The sequence below is a fragment of the Chryseobacterium sp. genome, from assembly GCF_022869225.1.
GTDB lineage: Bacteria > Bacteroidota > Bacteroidia > Flavobacteriales > Weeksellaceae > Chryseobacterium.
Map to the genome: position 1 here is coordinate 1205058 of NZ_JALIHL010000001.1, position 15423 is coordinate 1220480.

At 38.5% G+C, this 15423-nt stretch carries 11 protein-coding genes and 1 tRNA gene; 7 read left to right on the plus strand and 5 right to left on the minus strand.

Annotated elements, in window-relative coordinates; genetic code table 11:
- Nucleotides 1–4: 4 nt before the first annotated feature.
- From MUW56_RS05695 to aceB, 3 genes are all read right to left on the minus strand, one after another.
- Nucleotides 5–436 carry a thioesterase family protein gene (locus MUW56_RS05695; protein ID WP_292012283.1) on the minus strand — a complete coding sequence of 144 codons (432 nt, stop codon included), beginning with the start codon at nucleotides 434–436 and terminating at the stop codon, nucleotides 5–7.
- 98 nt (nucleotides 437–534) lie between these two features.
- Nucleotides 535–1818: an isocitrate lyase gene (aceA, locus tag MUW56_RS05700; protein ID WP_367118560.1), complete on the minus strand. Its 1284-nt coding sequence runs from the start codon at nucleotides 1816–1818 to the stop codon at nucleotides 535–537.
- A gap of 98 nt (nucleotides 1819–1916) precedes the next feature.
- Entirely contained in the window at nucleotides 1917–3491 is a 1575-nt protein-coding gene (gene aceB / locus MUW56_RS05705; RefSeq protein ID WP_292012285.1) for a malate synthase A, read from the minus strand.
- A 127-nt stretch (nucleotides 3492–3618) separates the two neighbouring features.
- On the opposite strand from aceB, the gene MUW56_RS05710 reads away from it, so the two are divergent.
- The 3 genes from MUW56_RS05710 to MUW56_RS05720 all read left to right on the plus strand — a co-directional run bounded on the left by MUW56_RS05710 (nucleotide 3619) and on the right by MUW56_RS05720 (nucleotide 6688).
- The gene (locus MUW56_RS05710) at nucleotides 3619–5106 is read left to right on the plus strand and encodes a helix-turn-helix transcriptional regulator (RefSeq protein WP_292012286.1); all 1488 of its coding nucleotides are present in this window, start codon (nucleotides 3619–3621) and stop codon (nucleotides 5104–5106) included.
- 88 nt (nucleotides 5107–5194) lie between these two features.
- Nucleotides 5195–5848 (plus strand): ComF family protein, encoded by a 654-nt coding sequence (locus MUW56_RS05715; RefSeq protein WP_292012287.1) that lies wholly within the window; start codon nucleotides 5195–5197, stop codon nucleotides 5846–5848.
- A gap of 153 nt (nucleotides 5849–6001) precedes the next feature.
- The gene (locus tag MUW56_RS05720) at nucleotides 6002–6688 is read left to right on the plus strand and encodes an alpha/beta hydrolase (RefSeq protein WP_292012288.1); all 687 of its coding nucleotides are present in this window, start codon (nucleotides 6002–6004) and stop codon (nucleotides 6686–6688) included.
- Here MUW56_RS05720 and upp read toward each other — a convergent pair whose 3' ends face one another.
- Nucleotides 6689–7339 (minus strand): uracil phosphoribosyltransferase, encoded by a 651-nt coding sequence (gene upp, locus MUW56_RS05725; RefSeq protein ID WP_292012289.1) that lies wholly within the window; start codon nucleotides 7337–7339, stop codon nucleotides 6689–6691.
- A gap of 140 nt (nucleotides 7340–7479) precedes the next feature.
- On the opposite strand from upp, the gene MUW56_RS05730 reads away from it, so the two are divergent.
- Both MUW56_RS05730 and MUW56_RS05735 read left to right on the plus strand, forming a co-directional pair.
- Nucleotides 7480–11400 (plus strand): Pls/PosA family non-ribosomal peptide synthetase, encoded by a 3921-nt coding sequence (locus tag MUW56_RS05730; protein ID WP_292012290.1) that lies wholly within the window; start codon nucleotides 7480–7482, stop codon nucleotides 11398–11400.
- A 145-nt stretch (nucleotides 11401–11545) separates the two neighbouring features.
- On the plus strand, nucleotides 11546–12028 hold the full coding sequence (locus MUW56_RS05735) for a GNAT family N-acetyltransferase (protein WP_292012291.1): 483 nt from the start codon (nucleotides 11546–11548) through the stop codon (nucleotides 12026–12028).
- Nucleotides 12029–12076: 48 nt separating this feature from the next.
- On the opposite strand, the gene der is transcribed toward MUW56_RS05735, so the two are convergent.
- The gene (gene der, locus MUW56_RS05740) at nucleotides 12077–13387 is read right to left on the minus strand and encodes a ribosome biogenesis GTPase Der (protein ID WP_292012292.1); all 1311 of its coding nucleotides are present in this window, start codon (nucleotides 13385–13387) and stop codon (nucleotides 12077–12079) included.
- Between the two features lie 260 nt (nucleotides 13388–13647).
- Between der and MUW56_RS05745 the strand changes: the two genes are divergently transcribed.
- Together MUW56_RS05745 and MUW56_RS05750 are read left to right on the plus strand one after the other, a co-directional pair.
- Nucleotides 13648–13721 (plus strand) — tRNA-Gln (locus tag MUW56_RS05745).
- Between the two features lie 396 nt (nucleotides 13722–14117).
- Nucleotides 14118–15419 (plus strand): hypothetical protein, encoded by a 1302-nt coding sequence (locus tag MUW56_RS05750; RefSeq protein ID WP_292012293.1) that lies wholly within the window; start codon nucleotides 14118–14120, stop codon nucleotides 15417–15419.
- Nucleotides 15420–15423 lie beyond the last annotated feature (4 nt).

A 15423-nucleotide genomic window follows, 5' to 3' on the forward strand; every position in this document is an offset into this window, starting at 1 on the left:
ACGGTTACCACTTCAGTTTTTCCAGCCAATCCTTTTCCAGCCGTTTGATTTTTTTTGTTTCCGGATCAAATAAAACCCAGAGTGTACTTGAATCTACCACAAGTTCGTCATTGCAGTAAAATTCAACTTTTCTGGGCTGTTTTGCTCCTTCGGGCGTTTCAGGATAGGTCTTTACTGTGATCATATCATTCAGATAGGCCTGTTTTTTATATTGTATATGATGATCGAGAAGCATCCAGGCATCATTCACATATTCCGTTTTGTGCTTTAAAAGATCCCAATGTTCCGCTGCAATTTCCTCTACCCAATGTACATATTGCACATTGTTCACATGATTGTTCTGATCGATATGCTCTTCCGTTACCTTAATCTGTTTCTGATGTACTAAATCCATTCTTCCTGTATTCTTGAATATCAAATATAGGAACTTTTCCATTGAGGTCCGGCAGATATTCGGTTTGCGCAAATCAGGAATAAACACAAAAACCTCCCCAAAAATGAGAAGGTTTACATCAAAAAATATGGAAAAAATGACTAATGAAACTGAGCCGTTTCCGTAGAATCCTTCATTGCTACAGTAGCTGAAGAGCCATTCGTAACAACATTCTGAACTTCATCAAAATATCCTGTTCCTACAAAAGACTGATGTTTTACAGCCCTGAATCCTTTTTGCTGCAGTGCAAACTCACGCTCCTGAAGCTCTGAATATCCTGCCATGCCTCTTTCTTTATAGGCTAAAGCCAATTCAAACATCGCTGTATTCAAGGCATGGAATCCTGCCAGCGTGATAAACTGGAATTTGTACCCCATTTTTGCCAGCTCCTCACGGAAAGTAGACATTTCTTCAACACTTAGCTTCGCAGCCCAGTTGAAAGAAGGAGAACAATTGTAAGCCAGCATTTTTCCAGGGAATTTTGCATGAATTCCTTCAGCAAATCTTCTTGCCTGCTCCAGATCCGGATTTGAAGTTTCCATCCAGATCAAGTCTGCATAGGGAGCATAAGACAGTCCTCTGTCTATCCCCTGCTCTACCCCGTTTCTTACGACATAAAACCCTTCGGAAGTTCTTTCTCCGGTTACGAATTTTTTATCGCGGTCATCAATATCTGATGTCAACAAGTCTGCGGCATCCGCATCAGTTCTGGCAATAATAAGGCTTGGAACTCCCAAGACATCTGCTGCCAGACGTGCTGCAATCAGTTTATTTACGGCTTCCTGAGTAGGAACCAGTACTTTTCCGCCCAGGTGGCCACATTTTTTGGCTGAAGAAAGCTGGTCTTCAAAATGTACGGCTGCTGCTCCGGCTTCAATCATCTGCTTCATCAGTTCAAAAGCATTCAGATTTCCGCCAAAGCCTGCTTCTGCATCCGCAATGATCGGCACAAGATATTCTTTATCTCCGGTTCCGTTCACCGACTGCACCTGGTCTGCTCTTAACAATGCATTATTGATCTTTTTTACCACAGCCGGCACAGAGTTAGCCGGGTACAAGGATTGGTCAGGATACATTTCTCCGGATAGGTTGGCATCTGCCGCTACCTGCCAGCCTGAAAGATAAATAGCTTCCAGCCCGGCATCGACTTCCTGCACCGCCTGGTTACCGGTTAAGGCGCCAAGCCCTGCCACATATTCCTGGGTATTTAATTTTTCCCAGAATTTCTTGGACATTTCAGTAGCGATAGTGTAACCAATGGTATAAGATCCTCTGAGCTTTAAAACATCTTCTGCCGTATAAGGCCTTTTTACACCGTTCCAGCGTGGATTCGTCAGCCAATCTTGCTCTATAGCCTGGATTTGTTCTTGTCTTGATTTCATAATATTTGGATTTTGTTAGTTAGATATTAGGGAGTAGGACTTAAGTAATAGATGGGAGGATGTTCGATTTTCAATCCTCTATTTCTATTTTCCATTTTCAACTAAATAAAAGGGTAAGCTTTCAGGGTCAAAAATTCTTCAAATTTTTCTGAGAATATCAGCTCATTGAAAAGTTCTTTGGCCAGATTAAATTTCCCGTTTTTAAAACGGCTTTCCCCTACATATTTTTCAATATTCTCCATTTCTTCGGCTTCCCATTGGAGAACCATATTTCTCGTCAATGTTCTGTCATCACTCAAAACGGCTTCATTGTTGAGCCACTGCCAGATCTGCGTTCTTGAAATTTCTGCGGTGGCTGCATCTTCCATTAAATTGTATAGGGCCGCAGCTCCCGTCCCCATCAGCCAGCTTTCCAGGTAAAGGATGCCTACATTGATATTTTTTCTGACTCCTTTTTCTGTAATTTCCCCTTTAGGAATTTCAAGCAGGTCGCTTTCTGTGATGTGATATTCAAATTTTTTATCGATTTGATTTTTGGAAGGCATATACTGATCAAAAACTTCTTTAGCCACGGATACCAATGCCGGATGTGCCACCCAGGTTCCATCATGTCCATTTTTCACTTCGCGCTCTTTATCATTTCTTACTTTTCCGAATGCAATGCTATTAGCTTCGTCGTCATCCTTCACAGGAATCTGCGCTGCCATCCCGCCCATCGCATGAACATTTCTTTTGTGGCATACTTCAATCACTCTTTTTGAGTAAGCACTCATAAAAGGAGAGGTCATGGTCACCTGATCCCTGTCCGGAACTATAAATTCCGGGAGGTTTCTGAATTTTTTGATATATGAGAAAATATAGTCCCATCTTCCGCAGTTCAAGCCTGCACTATGCTCTTTTAATTCATATAAAATTTCATCAATCTGAAATGAAGCGGTAATGGTTTCAATCAAAACCGTTGCTTTAATGGTTCCTTGCGGAATTCCCAGATAATTCTGAGCAAAAACAAAAACTTCATTCCACCAGCGGGCTTCCTTATAATGTTCTAATTTGGGCAGGTAAAAATAAGGGCCACTGTCTTTTTCAAGAAGATTTTTCACATTCCTGAAAAAATAAATTCCAAAATCGATCAATGAGCCGGAGGCTTTTTCTCCGTTGATCTCAATATGTTTTTCCGGAAGATGCAGACCACGCGGGCGGACCAGTAAAACCGCTGTTTTTTCATTAAGCTTATAGGCCTTCCCTTTTTCATTAATAAAATCGATTCTTCTGCTCACAGCATCTGAAAGATTGATTTGGCCTTCAATGCAATTTTGCCAGGTCGGCGAACTGCTGTCTTCAAAATCTGCCATGAATGTGGAAGCTCCTGAATTCAATGCATTGATAATCATTTTCCGATCAACAGGACCCGTAATTTCTACTCTTCTGTCTAATAAATCCTGCGGCAGCGATGCACATCTCCAGTTTCCGTTTCTGATTTCTTCCGTGTCGTTCGGGAATTTTGGAAGAACACCTTTATCAAATTCCTGCTGTATTTTTTTTCTTTCTTCTAAAAGTTTCAGTCTTTTCTGATTAAAATTCTGATGAAGTACCGTGAGAAAATCCATCAATTCCGGAGTAAAAACCTCTTGAAATTGCTGATCAGATCCTATTTTTAATTGAGACTTTGTTTCCATAACATATTGATTTTGATGATTTGATATTACAAACATAAATAAAAATTTTCACAAATAGCGAACGTTCGCTAAAATTTTTAAAAAATTATTATGCGAATAATCGCATCTAATTATTTATATTTGAGTAATGAATTCAGAAAGCGACTTTATCAAAACAGTTTTCGGACTAAAACTGAAACAACAGAGACAAAAGAAAAATTGGTCTCTGCAGGACCTTGCCGTAAAAACCGGGTTATCAAAATCTTATCTTAACGAAATTGAAAATGGAAAAAAATATCCGAAACACGATAAGATCATCCAGCTTTCTGAGGCTTTGCAAACTACTTTTGATGAGCTGGTCTCCACAAAACTGGACAAAAGTTTAGCCCCATTCAATGAAATTCTTCAGTCGGATTTTTTCAAAGAAGTCCCCCTGGAACTTTTTGGGATCAATAAAAACAACCTGATCAGCATCATCAATGATGCCCCGAAAAAAGTAACCGCTTTCATTAATGCACTGATTGAAATCTCTCAGAATTATAACCTTGGAAAAGAAAGGTTTTATTTCGCCGTTTTAAGGTCATTCCAGGAACTGTATGACAATTATTTTCCGGAAATAGAAGAAAAAGCAGACTTATTTACCCGGGAAAATCAATTGCAGATTGGTAAAAATCTTAAATCTGAAGCCCTTGAAAATATATTGCTGGAAAAGTTTGACTATCATATACAGGCTGAAGATTTTGAAAAATATGGAACCCTGGATAATCTCCGCTCTTTATTTATTCCGGAGAAAAAATTACTGCTTCTGAATAAAAAGCTCGAAAAAGATCAGAAGACATTTATTTTAGCCAAAGAAATAGGATTTAATGTACTGGATTTAAAGGTTCGTCCCAATACGTATTCCTGGCTTGATTTCGGAAGTTTTGAAGAGATTCTTAATAATTTTTATGCGTCTTATTTTGCCGGAGCTTTATTAATTCCCAAAGACCCTGTCATCGAAAAGACCTCAGAATTTTTCTTACAGAATACATGGAAGCACCAGGAGTTTGAAAACCTGATCAACAGTTTCACCCAGTCTCCTGAAACCTTCTATTACCGCCTGACCAATATCCTTTCTGCGGAAATGGGCATTAAAGACCTGTTTTATTTATGCCTGGTTAAGAAAAAGAATTCTGATAAGATACAGATTTTAAAAGAGCTTCATCTCAATCACCAGCAGGCCCCGCATGCCAATGCCACCAACGAACATTATTGCAGGAGATGGATTGCAGTGAAAAACCTGCATCACTTAAAAGAAAATGAAACTTTAACGGACGCCCAGATTTCTCATTATAAAGACCAGGGAATAAGTTACCTGGTTATTTCAACTTCCCAAAGAAATCCTTTTTCGGATGGTAGCAACAGAAGCTACTGCCTGGGCATTTTATTGAATCAGCAGATTATTAAAAAAATTGGATTTATAAAGTCTCCTTCACTGAAAACCATTAATGTGGGCGTGACGTGTGAATCCTGCAGTATCGCTGATTGCGAAGTAAGGCAGGCTCCTCCTGTACGGCTTGAAAAAGAGCATTTCAATCTCAGCATGAAGAGTTCTGTTGAGAAGATCAGGAAGGAGTTTGAGAGCAGGAATGTTTGAAAATGTAAGGATTTGAGAGTGGTGCGAAAATGTAAGTAAGATATTTTTTAGCAAAAAACTATTTCTTAACTTAGTCAAAAACACATTTATGATACTGGATTTGCTTTTCCCTAACCGGTGTATCTGCTGCAATAGAATTATTGAGCCTGAGCTTTTGGTATGCAGCCTCTGTTTCAGCCAGATACATTTCACCCACTTTGATTATTATAAAAACAATCCTGTGGCAGAAAAATGCAGGTTACTTTTCCCGGTTGAAAATGCCTATGCTTTAATACAATTTGAGGAAGAGAGCTTAAGCAGGAAAATTATTCACGAATTAAAATACAGAAGCAGGCAGAAAACCGGAAAAATCCTTGCAGAATGGACAATAGAACACCTGGATTTTAAAAGTCCGAAACCTGATCTTCTGGTAAGTGTTCCTTTGCATCCTAAGAAATTAATGAAAAGAGGTTATAACCAGCTTCATCTCTTTACTGAAACTTTATCCAGATTTTATGAAATTCCGTTCAGCCACGATTTAATTAAAAGAAATCAGTATTCAAAAGCACAGGCCCTGAAGGATAAAGAACACCGTATAGAATCGGGCAATACCTTTTCAATCACTGAAGCAATTACCGGAAAACACATCTTACTGATTGACGATGTTTTTACCACCGGGAATACGGTTTCTTCCATAGCATGGAACATTTTAAATGCCGGAGACAATAAAGTGAGTGTCCTCGTGATGGCAATGGATGTTTAACAGGTATTTGCTGATCGTTGCAGGTAATTCTTGGCTGTTTTTTTGATCTTAAAACCATTTTTTATTATTAATTCAGAAGCCTTCCTATTCTCACCGTTCTAACTTTTTCATGCTTTCAATTCTTTTTCATAATTTCGGAAAAACTAAATAATTATGCCCCATTTGATTTTGCTTCACGGAGCTTTAGGCCACAGTGATATTTTCATATCTTATCTGAACCCTTTATCACAGTATTTCACTGTACATACTCCCTTATTTTCAGGACATGGAGACTGCGGGCTTCCGGAAGATGGAATCAGTATAGAAAAATATACCCAGGAATTATCCGAATATTGCCAAAAGAACCAACTGGCAGACGTTTCTATTTTCGGTCATAGTATGGGAGGTTATGTTGCCCTTTGCTATGCCATGAAGACTCCTGAGAATGTAAATTCGATCATGACACTGGGAACAAAATTTGACTGGACCGGAGAACAGGCTGCTAAAGAAAGCAAAATGCTGAATCCTGATGTTATCCTCGAAAAAGTTCCGAAATATGCACAGCTTTTAGAATCACAGCATGGCTCAAAATGGAAACAATTGCTTCCTGCTGTTGCTGATCTTATGATTGATCTGGGAAAAAATCCGCCTTTAAAAAATAATCTTTCTGCTATTACTGTTCCTGTACAGGTTATGGTGGGAGATCAAGACAATATGGTAACCATTGAAGAAAGTACAACCGTTTATAGAAGTCTTCCTGATGCAAAATTAGCCGTACTTCCGGATACCAAACACCCGATGGATAAAATACGGCCGGCTCTGTTACTGGATATGATAAAAGATTTCTGGAATCTTTCTTAATTATCGCTGAAGTTTTTCCCCATAGCTTAAATCTCCTGCATCGCCCAGGCCTGGGGTAATATATCCTTTTGAGGTCAATTGCTCATCAATAGCTCCTACCCAAATCTGGGCATCAGGATAAGCATTCTGAACGGTTTCCACTCCCTGTCTGGAAGCAATAGCTGCTACAATATGAAGTTGAGTCGGGTTTCCGTTCGTTAGCAAATCTTTGATCGCCTCAATCAAAGAAGCTCCGGTAGCCAGCATGGGATCTGCTACGATTAAAGGTCTTCCTTCTATACTGGGACAAGTCAGATAATCCTGCTTGATAGAGAAATAATCGTTGGCATCGTGTTTTCTGTAGGCAGCAACAAAACCACAGTCGGCTCTGTCAAGATAGTTAAGAATTCCTTCAAACAATGGTACTCCTGCTCTCAGAATGGTGGTAATAACCGGCTGTACTGCAATTTCTCTGCTTTTTATTGTATCTAAAGGGGTTTGGATAACAACATCCCGATATTCCAATCTTTTGCTGATTTCAAAAGCTGCAATTTCTCCGATTCTTTCCATATTTCTGCGGAATCTCATCCGATCATGCTGAACTTCAACATTTCGAAGTTCATTAATCCATTCATTTACAAGAGAAAAATTTTGAGATAAAATAGTAAGCATGAATATCCTAAGTTTTAAATTACAGGTAATGATATTAATTCCTGCAAAATTACAACTAAAAAACGAATTGGTCGATTGAATATCACGAGAAATAAAGTATATTTATAAAGTTTCCCAAACACCGATTATAACTTTTTAATATGATGAAAAGCCTGATTTTAGGAAAAATCAGCCCAGAGCTAATAAAAAATGAAACTCTGCCTGAATTATTGGTTCCCACGTTTAAAAAAAATAAGGATAAAACAGCTTTTATATATAAAGATAAGAAACTATCCTATGCCGAATTAGACAGCTGGAGCAATGCCGTTGCACTCCAACTGCAAAATCAAGGGGTACAGCCCGGAGACCGCGTCGGAGTATGGTACCCAAGAAGCATGGAACTCCCGGTTGCCATTCTTGGGATTATAAAAGCTGGTGCTTGTTATATTCCTTTAGACAGAGAAATGCCTGAAGACAGAATAAAAAAAGTTTTCACAGATATCAATGTCAAGACTTATTTTTCTGATACGGATGCTCATATTCACTGCCAGCCATTGAAAATAGCAACACAACCTGAAAATACTGTTCCTTCTTCTATTGTTCAAACTTCGCCGGACGACTGGGCCTACGTACTATTCACGTCCGGAAGCACCGGAAATCCGAAAGGAATTCCCATTTCCCACAGAAACATCTGCCATTTAATACGGTCTGAGCAGGATTTTATAGAAATAAAAGATAATGACATTGTCTATCAGGGGTTCTCTGTTTCTTTTGACATGTGGTGCGAAGAAGTTTGGATAAGTCTATTCGCCGGAGCAACAATATGGATAGCTGATGCCACTACTGTAAAGGCTATCGATGAACTCAGCCGTGTTTTAACTGAAAATAAAATCACAGTTCTTCATGCTGTACCCAGTATCCTGGCCATTATTGATGAAGTCCCTGCCATCAGGCTTATTAATACCGGTGGAGAAGCCTGTACAAAACAGGTACAGGAAAAATGGGCACAACCCTACAGGATATTTATCAACAGCTACGGTCCTACAGAAACAACCGTATCCTCTAATATGGCAAAGCTTAACAGCCAGGAAGAACTTACAATAGGCCCTCCTCTTCCCAATTACCATATAGCTGTTGTTGATGACAGTATGAATATTTTGCCCAGGGGGGAACGGGGCGAGATGATTATTTCAGGTCCGGGGGTAAGTCATGGATATTTTAATCTTCCGGACCTTACTGAACAGAAATTTTTACAGAATCCATTCCCTGAGCTTCCGGGAAATACCATTTATAAAACGGGGGATGCCGTCATTATCCGGGAAAATGGTTTTATTGATTTCCAGGGAAGAATAGATGATCAGATCAAATTACGGGGCTACAGAATAGAGCTTGGTGAAATAGAGGCACGTCTGAATCAGCTTCAGGATATTTCCTCTGCTGCCGTTACTGTAAAAGAAGATTCCAACGGACAGGGCCAGCTTGTAGGTTATGCTGTAATGCGCAATGATTCGCCACTTAATGAAAATGAAATAAGAAAGGAATTGGCAAAATTCCTTGCCCCTTATATGGTTCCTATTTCAATTATTCAGATGAACGAAATGCCCAGAATGCCCAGTGGGAAAATAGACCGGAAACGGCTTCCCATCCCGGAAAGTTTTAGTATTCACGAAAAAAATGAAGATATTAAGATTGATTTGGATACTTCTGTGGAAGAAAGGCTCTTACAGACCCTGAAGTGGGTATTTCCGGGAAAAGATATTCATCTGGATCAGGACTTTTTCACAGATCTGGGCGGCCATTCCTTACTTGCTGCCACGCTGGTTTCACATTTGCGTCAAAAAGCAGGTATTCCTACTGCCTCGCTAAAGGAAATTTATGAAAACCGTCCATTATCGGCTTATTCAGAATGTTTAAAAAATAAACAGACACAGGAAACATCCCATCAGGAGCCTTTTCAAAGAGTTTCAACCTTACAGTATATGGCCTGTAATATTGCTCAAACCATAAGTCTCCTGGTCGTCTTTGCTTTGCTTAGTATACAGATATTTTTCCCTTATTTAAGTTATTATTACTTCCAAATTAATGGATATGGGCTCCACTATGCCCTACTAAGTGCTATTTTACTCTATACATTAATCCCGCCCGTTTATTCCACCATTATAGTGTTAACGAAATGGCTTATTATAGGAAAAATAAAAGAAGGGGACTATCCGCTTTGGGGCTGGTATTATTTCAGGTGGTGGCTATGGAAAACCATCAAAAGGCTGATGCCTTCTGAGTTTATTGTAGAAACTCCTTTATATCCGAAATATTTAAAACTTCTTGGAGTAAAGGTGCATCCCAGTGCACAGCTCAGTCTTCTTCCCATTGCAGCAGAAGATCTTGTAACTATTGACGAAAACGTAAACACCAGTTCCGGCTCTAGTATTGACAATGCCTCTGTTGAAAACGGTGTTTTAAAAATCAGAAAAGTACATATTAAGGCGCATGCCTATTTAGGTTCTTCTGTAATTGTATGCGGAGATACGGTAATTGAAAAATTTGGGGAACTTCAGGATTTAAGCTGTCTCAATGAGGGTGGAACAATTGGATTTGGCGAGGTTTGGAACGGAAGTCCTGCTGAAAAAGTAAGCGTAAAAACAGAGGAAGAAGTTACAGTTCCACAACTGGCCTCCGCCAGAAAAAGAAACAGGTTTGCTTTGATCTATGCATGTTCTTTGTTTTTCTTTCCCCTTCTTATTGTTTTACCTCTAGCTCCTACTCTTTATACGTTATATTACCTGGATGACCGTGCAGCAGATTATAATTTTTATTACCTGTGGCAGGCTCCTATTCTTTCTACAGTTTATATTTTACTGTTTATTGGAGTTGTGAGTCTGCTGACAAGGCTTTTACAGTATAATATGAAACCGGGAACCTATCCGGTGTACAGCTTTACCTATTATAAAAAATGGGTAAAGGATCAAATTTTCAACCTGTCACTCATCATTGTACATCCCCTTTTTGCTTCTATTTACATCAGTAAATTTTACAGAATGATGGGGGCCAAAGTGGGAAAAAATTCAGAGATCTCAACGGCCAGCGATGTTTCCCATCATCTTTTGGAAATTGGTGAAGGCTCATTTATTGCGGATGCCGTGATTCTCGGGGAACATGATGTAAGAAATGAGAAACTGATTTTATCGAAAACATCCATAGGCAATAATAGTTTTGTAGGAAACAGCGGCCTTATCCCACAGGGATATAAGCTGGGTGATAATATGCTGATCGGGGTACTGAGTAAAGCTCCTTCTGAAGAGCAGTTGAAAAACTCCTCTGAGAAGGATTGGTTCGGATCTCCTCCTATTGGCCTGCCTTCCAGACAAAAATCTGATATATTCCGAGACAACCGAACTTATAATCCTCCTTTCCGCCTTAAACTGGCAAGAGCTATTGTAGAAGGAATCAGAATTATTCTTCCGCAAACGGTGATTATTATCTGTAGTGTCTTGTTTATTGCTTATACCAGTACTTACTTGGAGGGAAACATCCATTATCTGCTATTGTTAGCCCCATTCTACTACTTAGGAATTGTTGCGTTGCCTTCTTTTTTCTTCACCGTATTGCTCAAGTGGATATTCGTCGGAAAGTATAAGAAGTCTGAAATGCCGATGTACAGTTTAAAGGTGTGGCTTAGTGAAGGAATCACCACCATTTATGAAGCACTTCCCGTGCTGTTCTTTTTAGATTTTCTGCGGGGAACTTGGTGGCTGCCATTTTTCATGCGTTTTCTGGGAGTAAAAATTGGTAAAAAAGTTTGGCTTAATACCACTGATATTACTGAATTTGACATGGTGACCATAGGTGATGAAGCCATGCTGAATGAAGACTGCGGTCCTCAGACCCATCTTTTTGAAGATAGAATCATGAAGATCGGAAGTGTTAAAATAGGCCGTCAAACGACTATTAATTCAAGGACTATTATTTTATATGATAGCGAAATTGGAAATAATGTCAATATTGATGCTCTTTCACTGGTAATGAAAGGGGAAATCCTCTCTGACAATACGTCTTGGTACGGAAGTCCACTGAGAGGAAAATAAAGTAGGAAACTTGAAGGGGGAGAATTATTAAATTGAAAAAGCGATTAACATCCTTTTATTGAGATTATTTTAAATGACCATTATATAATCAATGCACAATGAAACTCCCGGCTTCTCTTCCAACACCAACTATAAAAAAAATAACATGATCTATTCCATCAAAAAAATAAAAATAGCGGAGAATCTCCCGATTATAGATGAGCTGGTAGGCGAACTTCACCTTTCTGAAAAGGATATGAATGATAAGACAGCCGACTGGGCCCAGATCAGGAGCAACTATCTCCGCTTTATGACAGCGTGTGAAGATGAAAATAACGGCACCTTCCTTATTGCAGAATCTGATGGAAAAGCTATCGGTTTTCTGTTTGGTTATATTGATGAAAGGGATGACAGCAATTTTGAGCTCGGTGAAGGTGACGATCTATATGTTTCTGAAGGATATGTAAAAAAAGAATACAGAAAACAGGGTATTTATTCTACTCTCAATAAAGCATTTGAAAATGCTTATGCAACGTATACCATCCGAAAAATATACCGGTATACGCTCTCCAATAATGATACGATGCAGCGATGGCTCGCTTCCCAGGGATATCGTCCGGTAAGGTTGGTATATGAGAAGTGGCTATAAATAAAAAACCGGCAAATTTCATTGCCAGTTTTCCTGAATATCATTCCTTTATTTTTGTCTGAAATACACTTCAATCGGAACTCCGGTAAATCCGAATTCTTTTCTCAACTGGTTTTCAGTAAATCTTTTATAAGGTTCCTTCACATACTGCGGCAGGTTACAGAAGAATACAAACTGCGGTGATGGGGTAGGAAGCTGAACGCAATACTTAATTTTAATATATTTTCCTTTGTTAGCCGGCGGCGGCGTCTGCTCAAAAATAGGAAGCATCACTTCGTTCAGTTTTGAAGTTTTGATCTTTTTCTTACGGTCTTCATAAACCTCCATCGCCACTTCTACAGCTTTTAGAATTCTCTGCTTCGTTAACGCTGAAACGAATAAAATAGGAATATCCTGGAACTGTCCGATCTTATCTTTAATTGATTTTTCGAAATCACGGATGGTATTGGTCTGCTTGTCTTCGATCAGGTCCCACTTGTTGACCAGGATCACGATCCCTTTTCTGTTTTTCTGTGCCAGTCCGAAAATATTCATATCCTGAGACTCCCAGCCCTGTGTAGCATCTACCATGATGATCACCACATCAGAATATTCAATAGAACGGATAGATCTCATGACAGAATAGAATTCCAAATCTTCGTTTACCTTAGATTTTCTTCTCATTCCGGCAGTATCTACCAGTACGAATTCGTGACCGAATTTATTGTATAATGTCTGGATGCTGTCTCTTGTAGTTCCTGCAATATCAGTTACAATATTTCTTTCTACATCAAGCAAGGCATTCGTCAGTGTAGACTTTCCTACATTTGGACGACCGGCAATTGTAATTTTAGGCAGCCCTTCGAAAGGATCTTTATATTCTGTCGTCGGGAAATCTCTAACGATATCATCCAAAAGGTCTCCGGTTCCTGAACCTGTAGCAGAAGAAAGCGTGTAATATTTTTCGATTCCTAACTGGTAGAATTCCGTTGCAGGAAGTTCTTCTTTTGCAGAATCTACTTTATTCACTACGATATAAATCGGTTTATTGGACCTTCTCAGCAATCTGTAAATTTCATAGTCTGTATCGGTAAGCCCTTCTTCCACGTTCATCATAAAGATAATGGAAGTAGCTTCATCCACGGCCAACTGTACCTGCTTACGGATTTCTTCTTCAAAGATATCATCCGTACCTACATCATATCCTCCGGTATCAATCACGGTAAAGTCTACTCCATTCCAGTCAGATTTCCCGTAGTGACGGTCTCTGGTGACGCCGGCTGTAGAATCTACAATGGCTTCTCTTCTCTCTAATAAACGGTTAAAAAGCGTGGATTTTCCTACGTTGGGACGTCCAACGATTGCGACAATATTTGACATAAAAAATGTTTAATAATCCTTTTGCTATGCTCAGGATAAGTTATTAACGGGTCACTCCAACTTTTGGAGCCCAATTTTTTTGCAAAGATAAGGTTTTATTCTTTAGGATTAAAAACATCATCTGTTTTGAAATTTTTTTATAAAAAAATAAATATTTGGATATCAGTCAGTAAACCATTCAGACCAATCAATATGTTATATTATCTTCACATTTGATTTTTATATTTAAAATAATTTCTATAATTTCGCGGCATTGAAACAGACCCATGGTGTAGCGGTAACACTACTGATTTTGGTTCAGTCATCTGGGGTTCGAATCCCTGTGGGTCTACCATCAAGCGTAAGCAATCAACTGATCAGTTGGTTGCTTTTTTTATTTTACCAACTGCTTTTTATAACAATACTCCGAGGGTAACTCAGACTGTCAGAAAAAGAATTCTCTAAAAAATTAATATCGTTCTATCAAACGGGTGAATTTGAAGAAAGATATTTTATTCAAAATATAGAAAAAACCCTCTGCTGTCAGCCTTTTATTTTTTAAATGTTGCGATCTAAAAATAATTATAATACGACAGATTCCGTAGTATAGAGGTTATATCTTTGTCTGAATTTATAAATCTCTTTGTATTGAAATAATAAAAAGATTAATTTTGTCCCTACTAATCCCATGATAAACAAGATTTACAATGAAAACACATTTTAAAAATCAAAAAAGACGATGAGAAAGAGAATGATTTCACAGCTATTGTTTCTAATAGCCTTAGTGACCTTCTTGCACTCCTGCAGGACAGATGAAATAACCCATACTACAGAAGAAACACAGCAAGAAAAAATTTCTTTTTTTGAAAAATTTGAAAAGAATTTAGCTCTTTCAAAAAGTACAGAAACCAATTATGCAAAACCTTTTGCCCAATGTATTGAGTATTATTTTGAAAACAATACCAAAACACAGGAATTTTTCAATTCAAAATATGGATATTTTGACCGAAATGTTTCTACCCAATCCATTGACGGTGATGAAGGTGAAAAATTGATTTTCTTTCCTATACTTGATGAAAATAGAAAAGTTACCGCTATCCTGGCAGGTGTCGTGAACGGAAGCAGAGATTATCTTTATTATGATGTGTGGGTCAATGAGCATCCTGATGTTCTGTACATTATTTCCAGATTTCAGGAGTATTACGATAATCTTTCCAAAAACAGAAGCGACACTACCGAAATTGACCCAATTGTAATTACCGTAATAAGGCCTATCAAGCTTACAAGTTACGATATCTGGATGGAAGGACCCACAAAAGGAAACGGTGGACAAGGCGGTGGACATTTAGCCAGTGGTGGGAATGGTAATTTTGGAGGAGGAATCGGTAATCCTCCTGCGACAAATACTAATCCTTGTGAGCAAACGAAAAAAATTATTACTAATCCTAAATCTAAACCTGTTATAGATTCATTAAAACAGCAATCTACATTAGGTGGGGAAAAAGGAGCAAAGTTTAAGACCGACGGAACTCCTTCAGGTATAATTCATGGAGGAGCTCACAGTGTTAACTTTGGAGATAAAACAGGGTACGCGGGAGGCTATCACAATCATACACCAACAGGAATACCTATGTTATCTCCACCAGATATTGATCAGTTGTTAGGATTTGCAAGAGCACAACCTACTTCTAACCCAGCTAATGTTAAGAATGCTTTTGTTGGAATGATAGCACCTAATGGTATACATTATGTTATTTGGTTTAATGGGACTTATCAAGATGCTTTGACTAATTTTTCACAGGATAGTTTAAATAAATATACTCAAAAGTACAGAAAGCTTGAAAAAGATTTGACAGATGAAACCATAAGTGGAATGAAATATATGAACAGTGATGGTTCAATTAATAATTTAGGTGTAGAAAAGCTTTTTTTCGAAACATTAAAGAGTATGGGACTAGAAGGAAAAGTCAACCTACAAAGAATTGAAAATGATGGGACTGTAAAAAACATTAACTTAGACAATAACAGTCAACCAATTCCCACATCTTGTTAACAAT

What these genes read in the sequence shown, in the direction of transcription:
- MUW56_RS05750 (WP_292012293.1), top strand. Translation starts at nt 14,118, where the DNA reads ATGATTTCACAGCTATTGTTTCTAATAGCCTTAGTGACCTTCTTGCAC.
- upp (WP_292012289.1), bottom strand. Translation starts at nt 7,339, where the DNA reads ATGCTTACTATTTTATCTCAAAATTTTTCTCTTGTAAATGAATGGATT.
- der (WP_292012292.1), bottom strand. Translation starts at nt 13,387, where the DNA reads ATGTCAAATATTGTCGCAATCGTTGGACGTCCCAACGTAGGAAAATCC.
- MUW56_RS05720 (WP_292012288.1), top strand. Translation starts at nt 6,002, where the DNA reads ATGCCCCATTTGATTTTGCTTCACGGAGCTTTAGGCCACAGTGATATT.
- MUW56_RS05710 (WP_292012286.1), top strand. Translation starts at nt 3,619, where the DNA reads ATGAATTCAGAAAGCGACTTTATCAAAACAGTTTTCGGACTAAAACTG.
- aceB (WP_292012285.1), bottom strand. Translation starts at nt 3,491, where the DNA reads ATGGAAACAAAGTCTCAATTAAAAATAGGATCTGATCAGCAATTTCAA.
- MUW56_RS05735 (WP_292012291.1), top strand. Translation starts at nt 11,546, where the DNA reads ATGATCTATTCCATCAAAAAAATAAAAATAGCGGAGAATCTCCCGATT.
- MUW56_RS05730 (WP_292012290.1), top strand. Translation starts at nt 7,480, where the DNA reads ATGATGAAAAGCCTGATTTTAGGAAAAATCAGCCCAGAGCTAATAAAA.
- MUW56_RS05715 (WP_292012287.1), top strand. Translation starts at nt 5,195, where the DNA reads ATGATACTGGATTTGCTTTTCCCTAACCGGTGTATCTGCTGCAATAGA.
- MUW56_RS05695 (WP_292012283.1), bottom strand. Translation starts at nt 436, where the DNA reads ATGGAAAAGTTCCTATATTTGATATTCAAGAATACAGGAAGAATGGAT.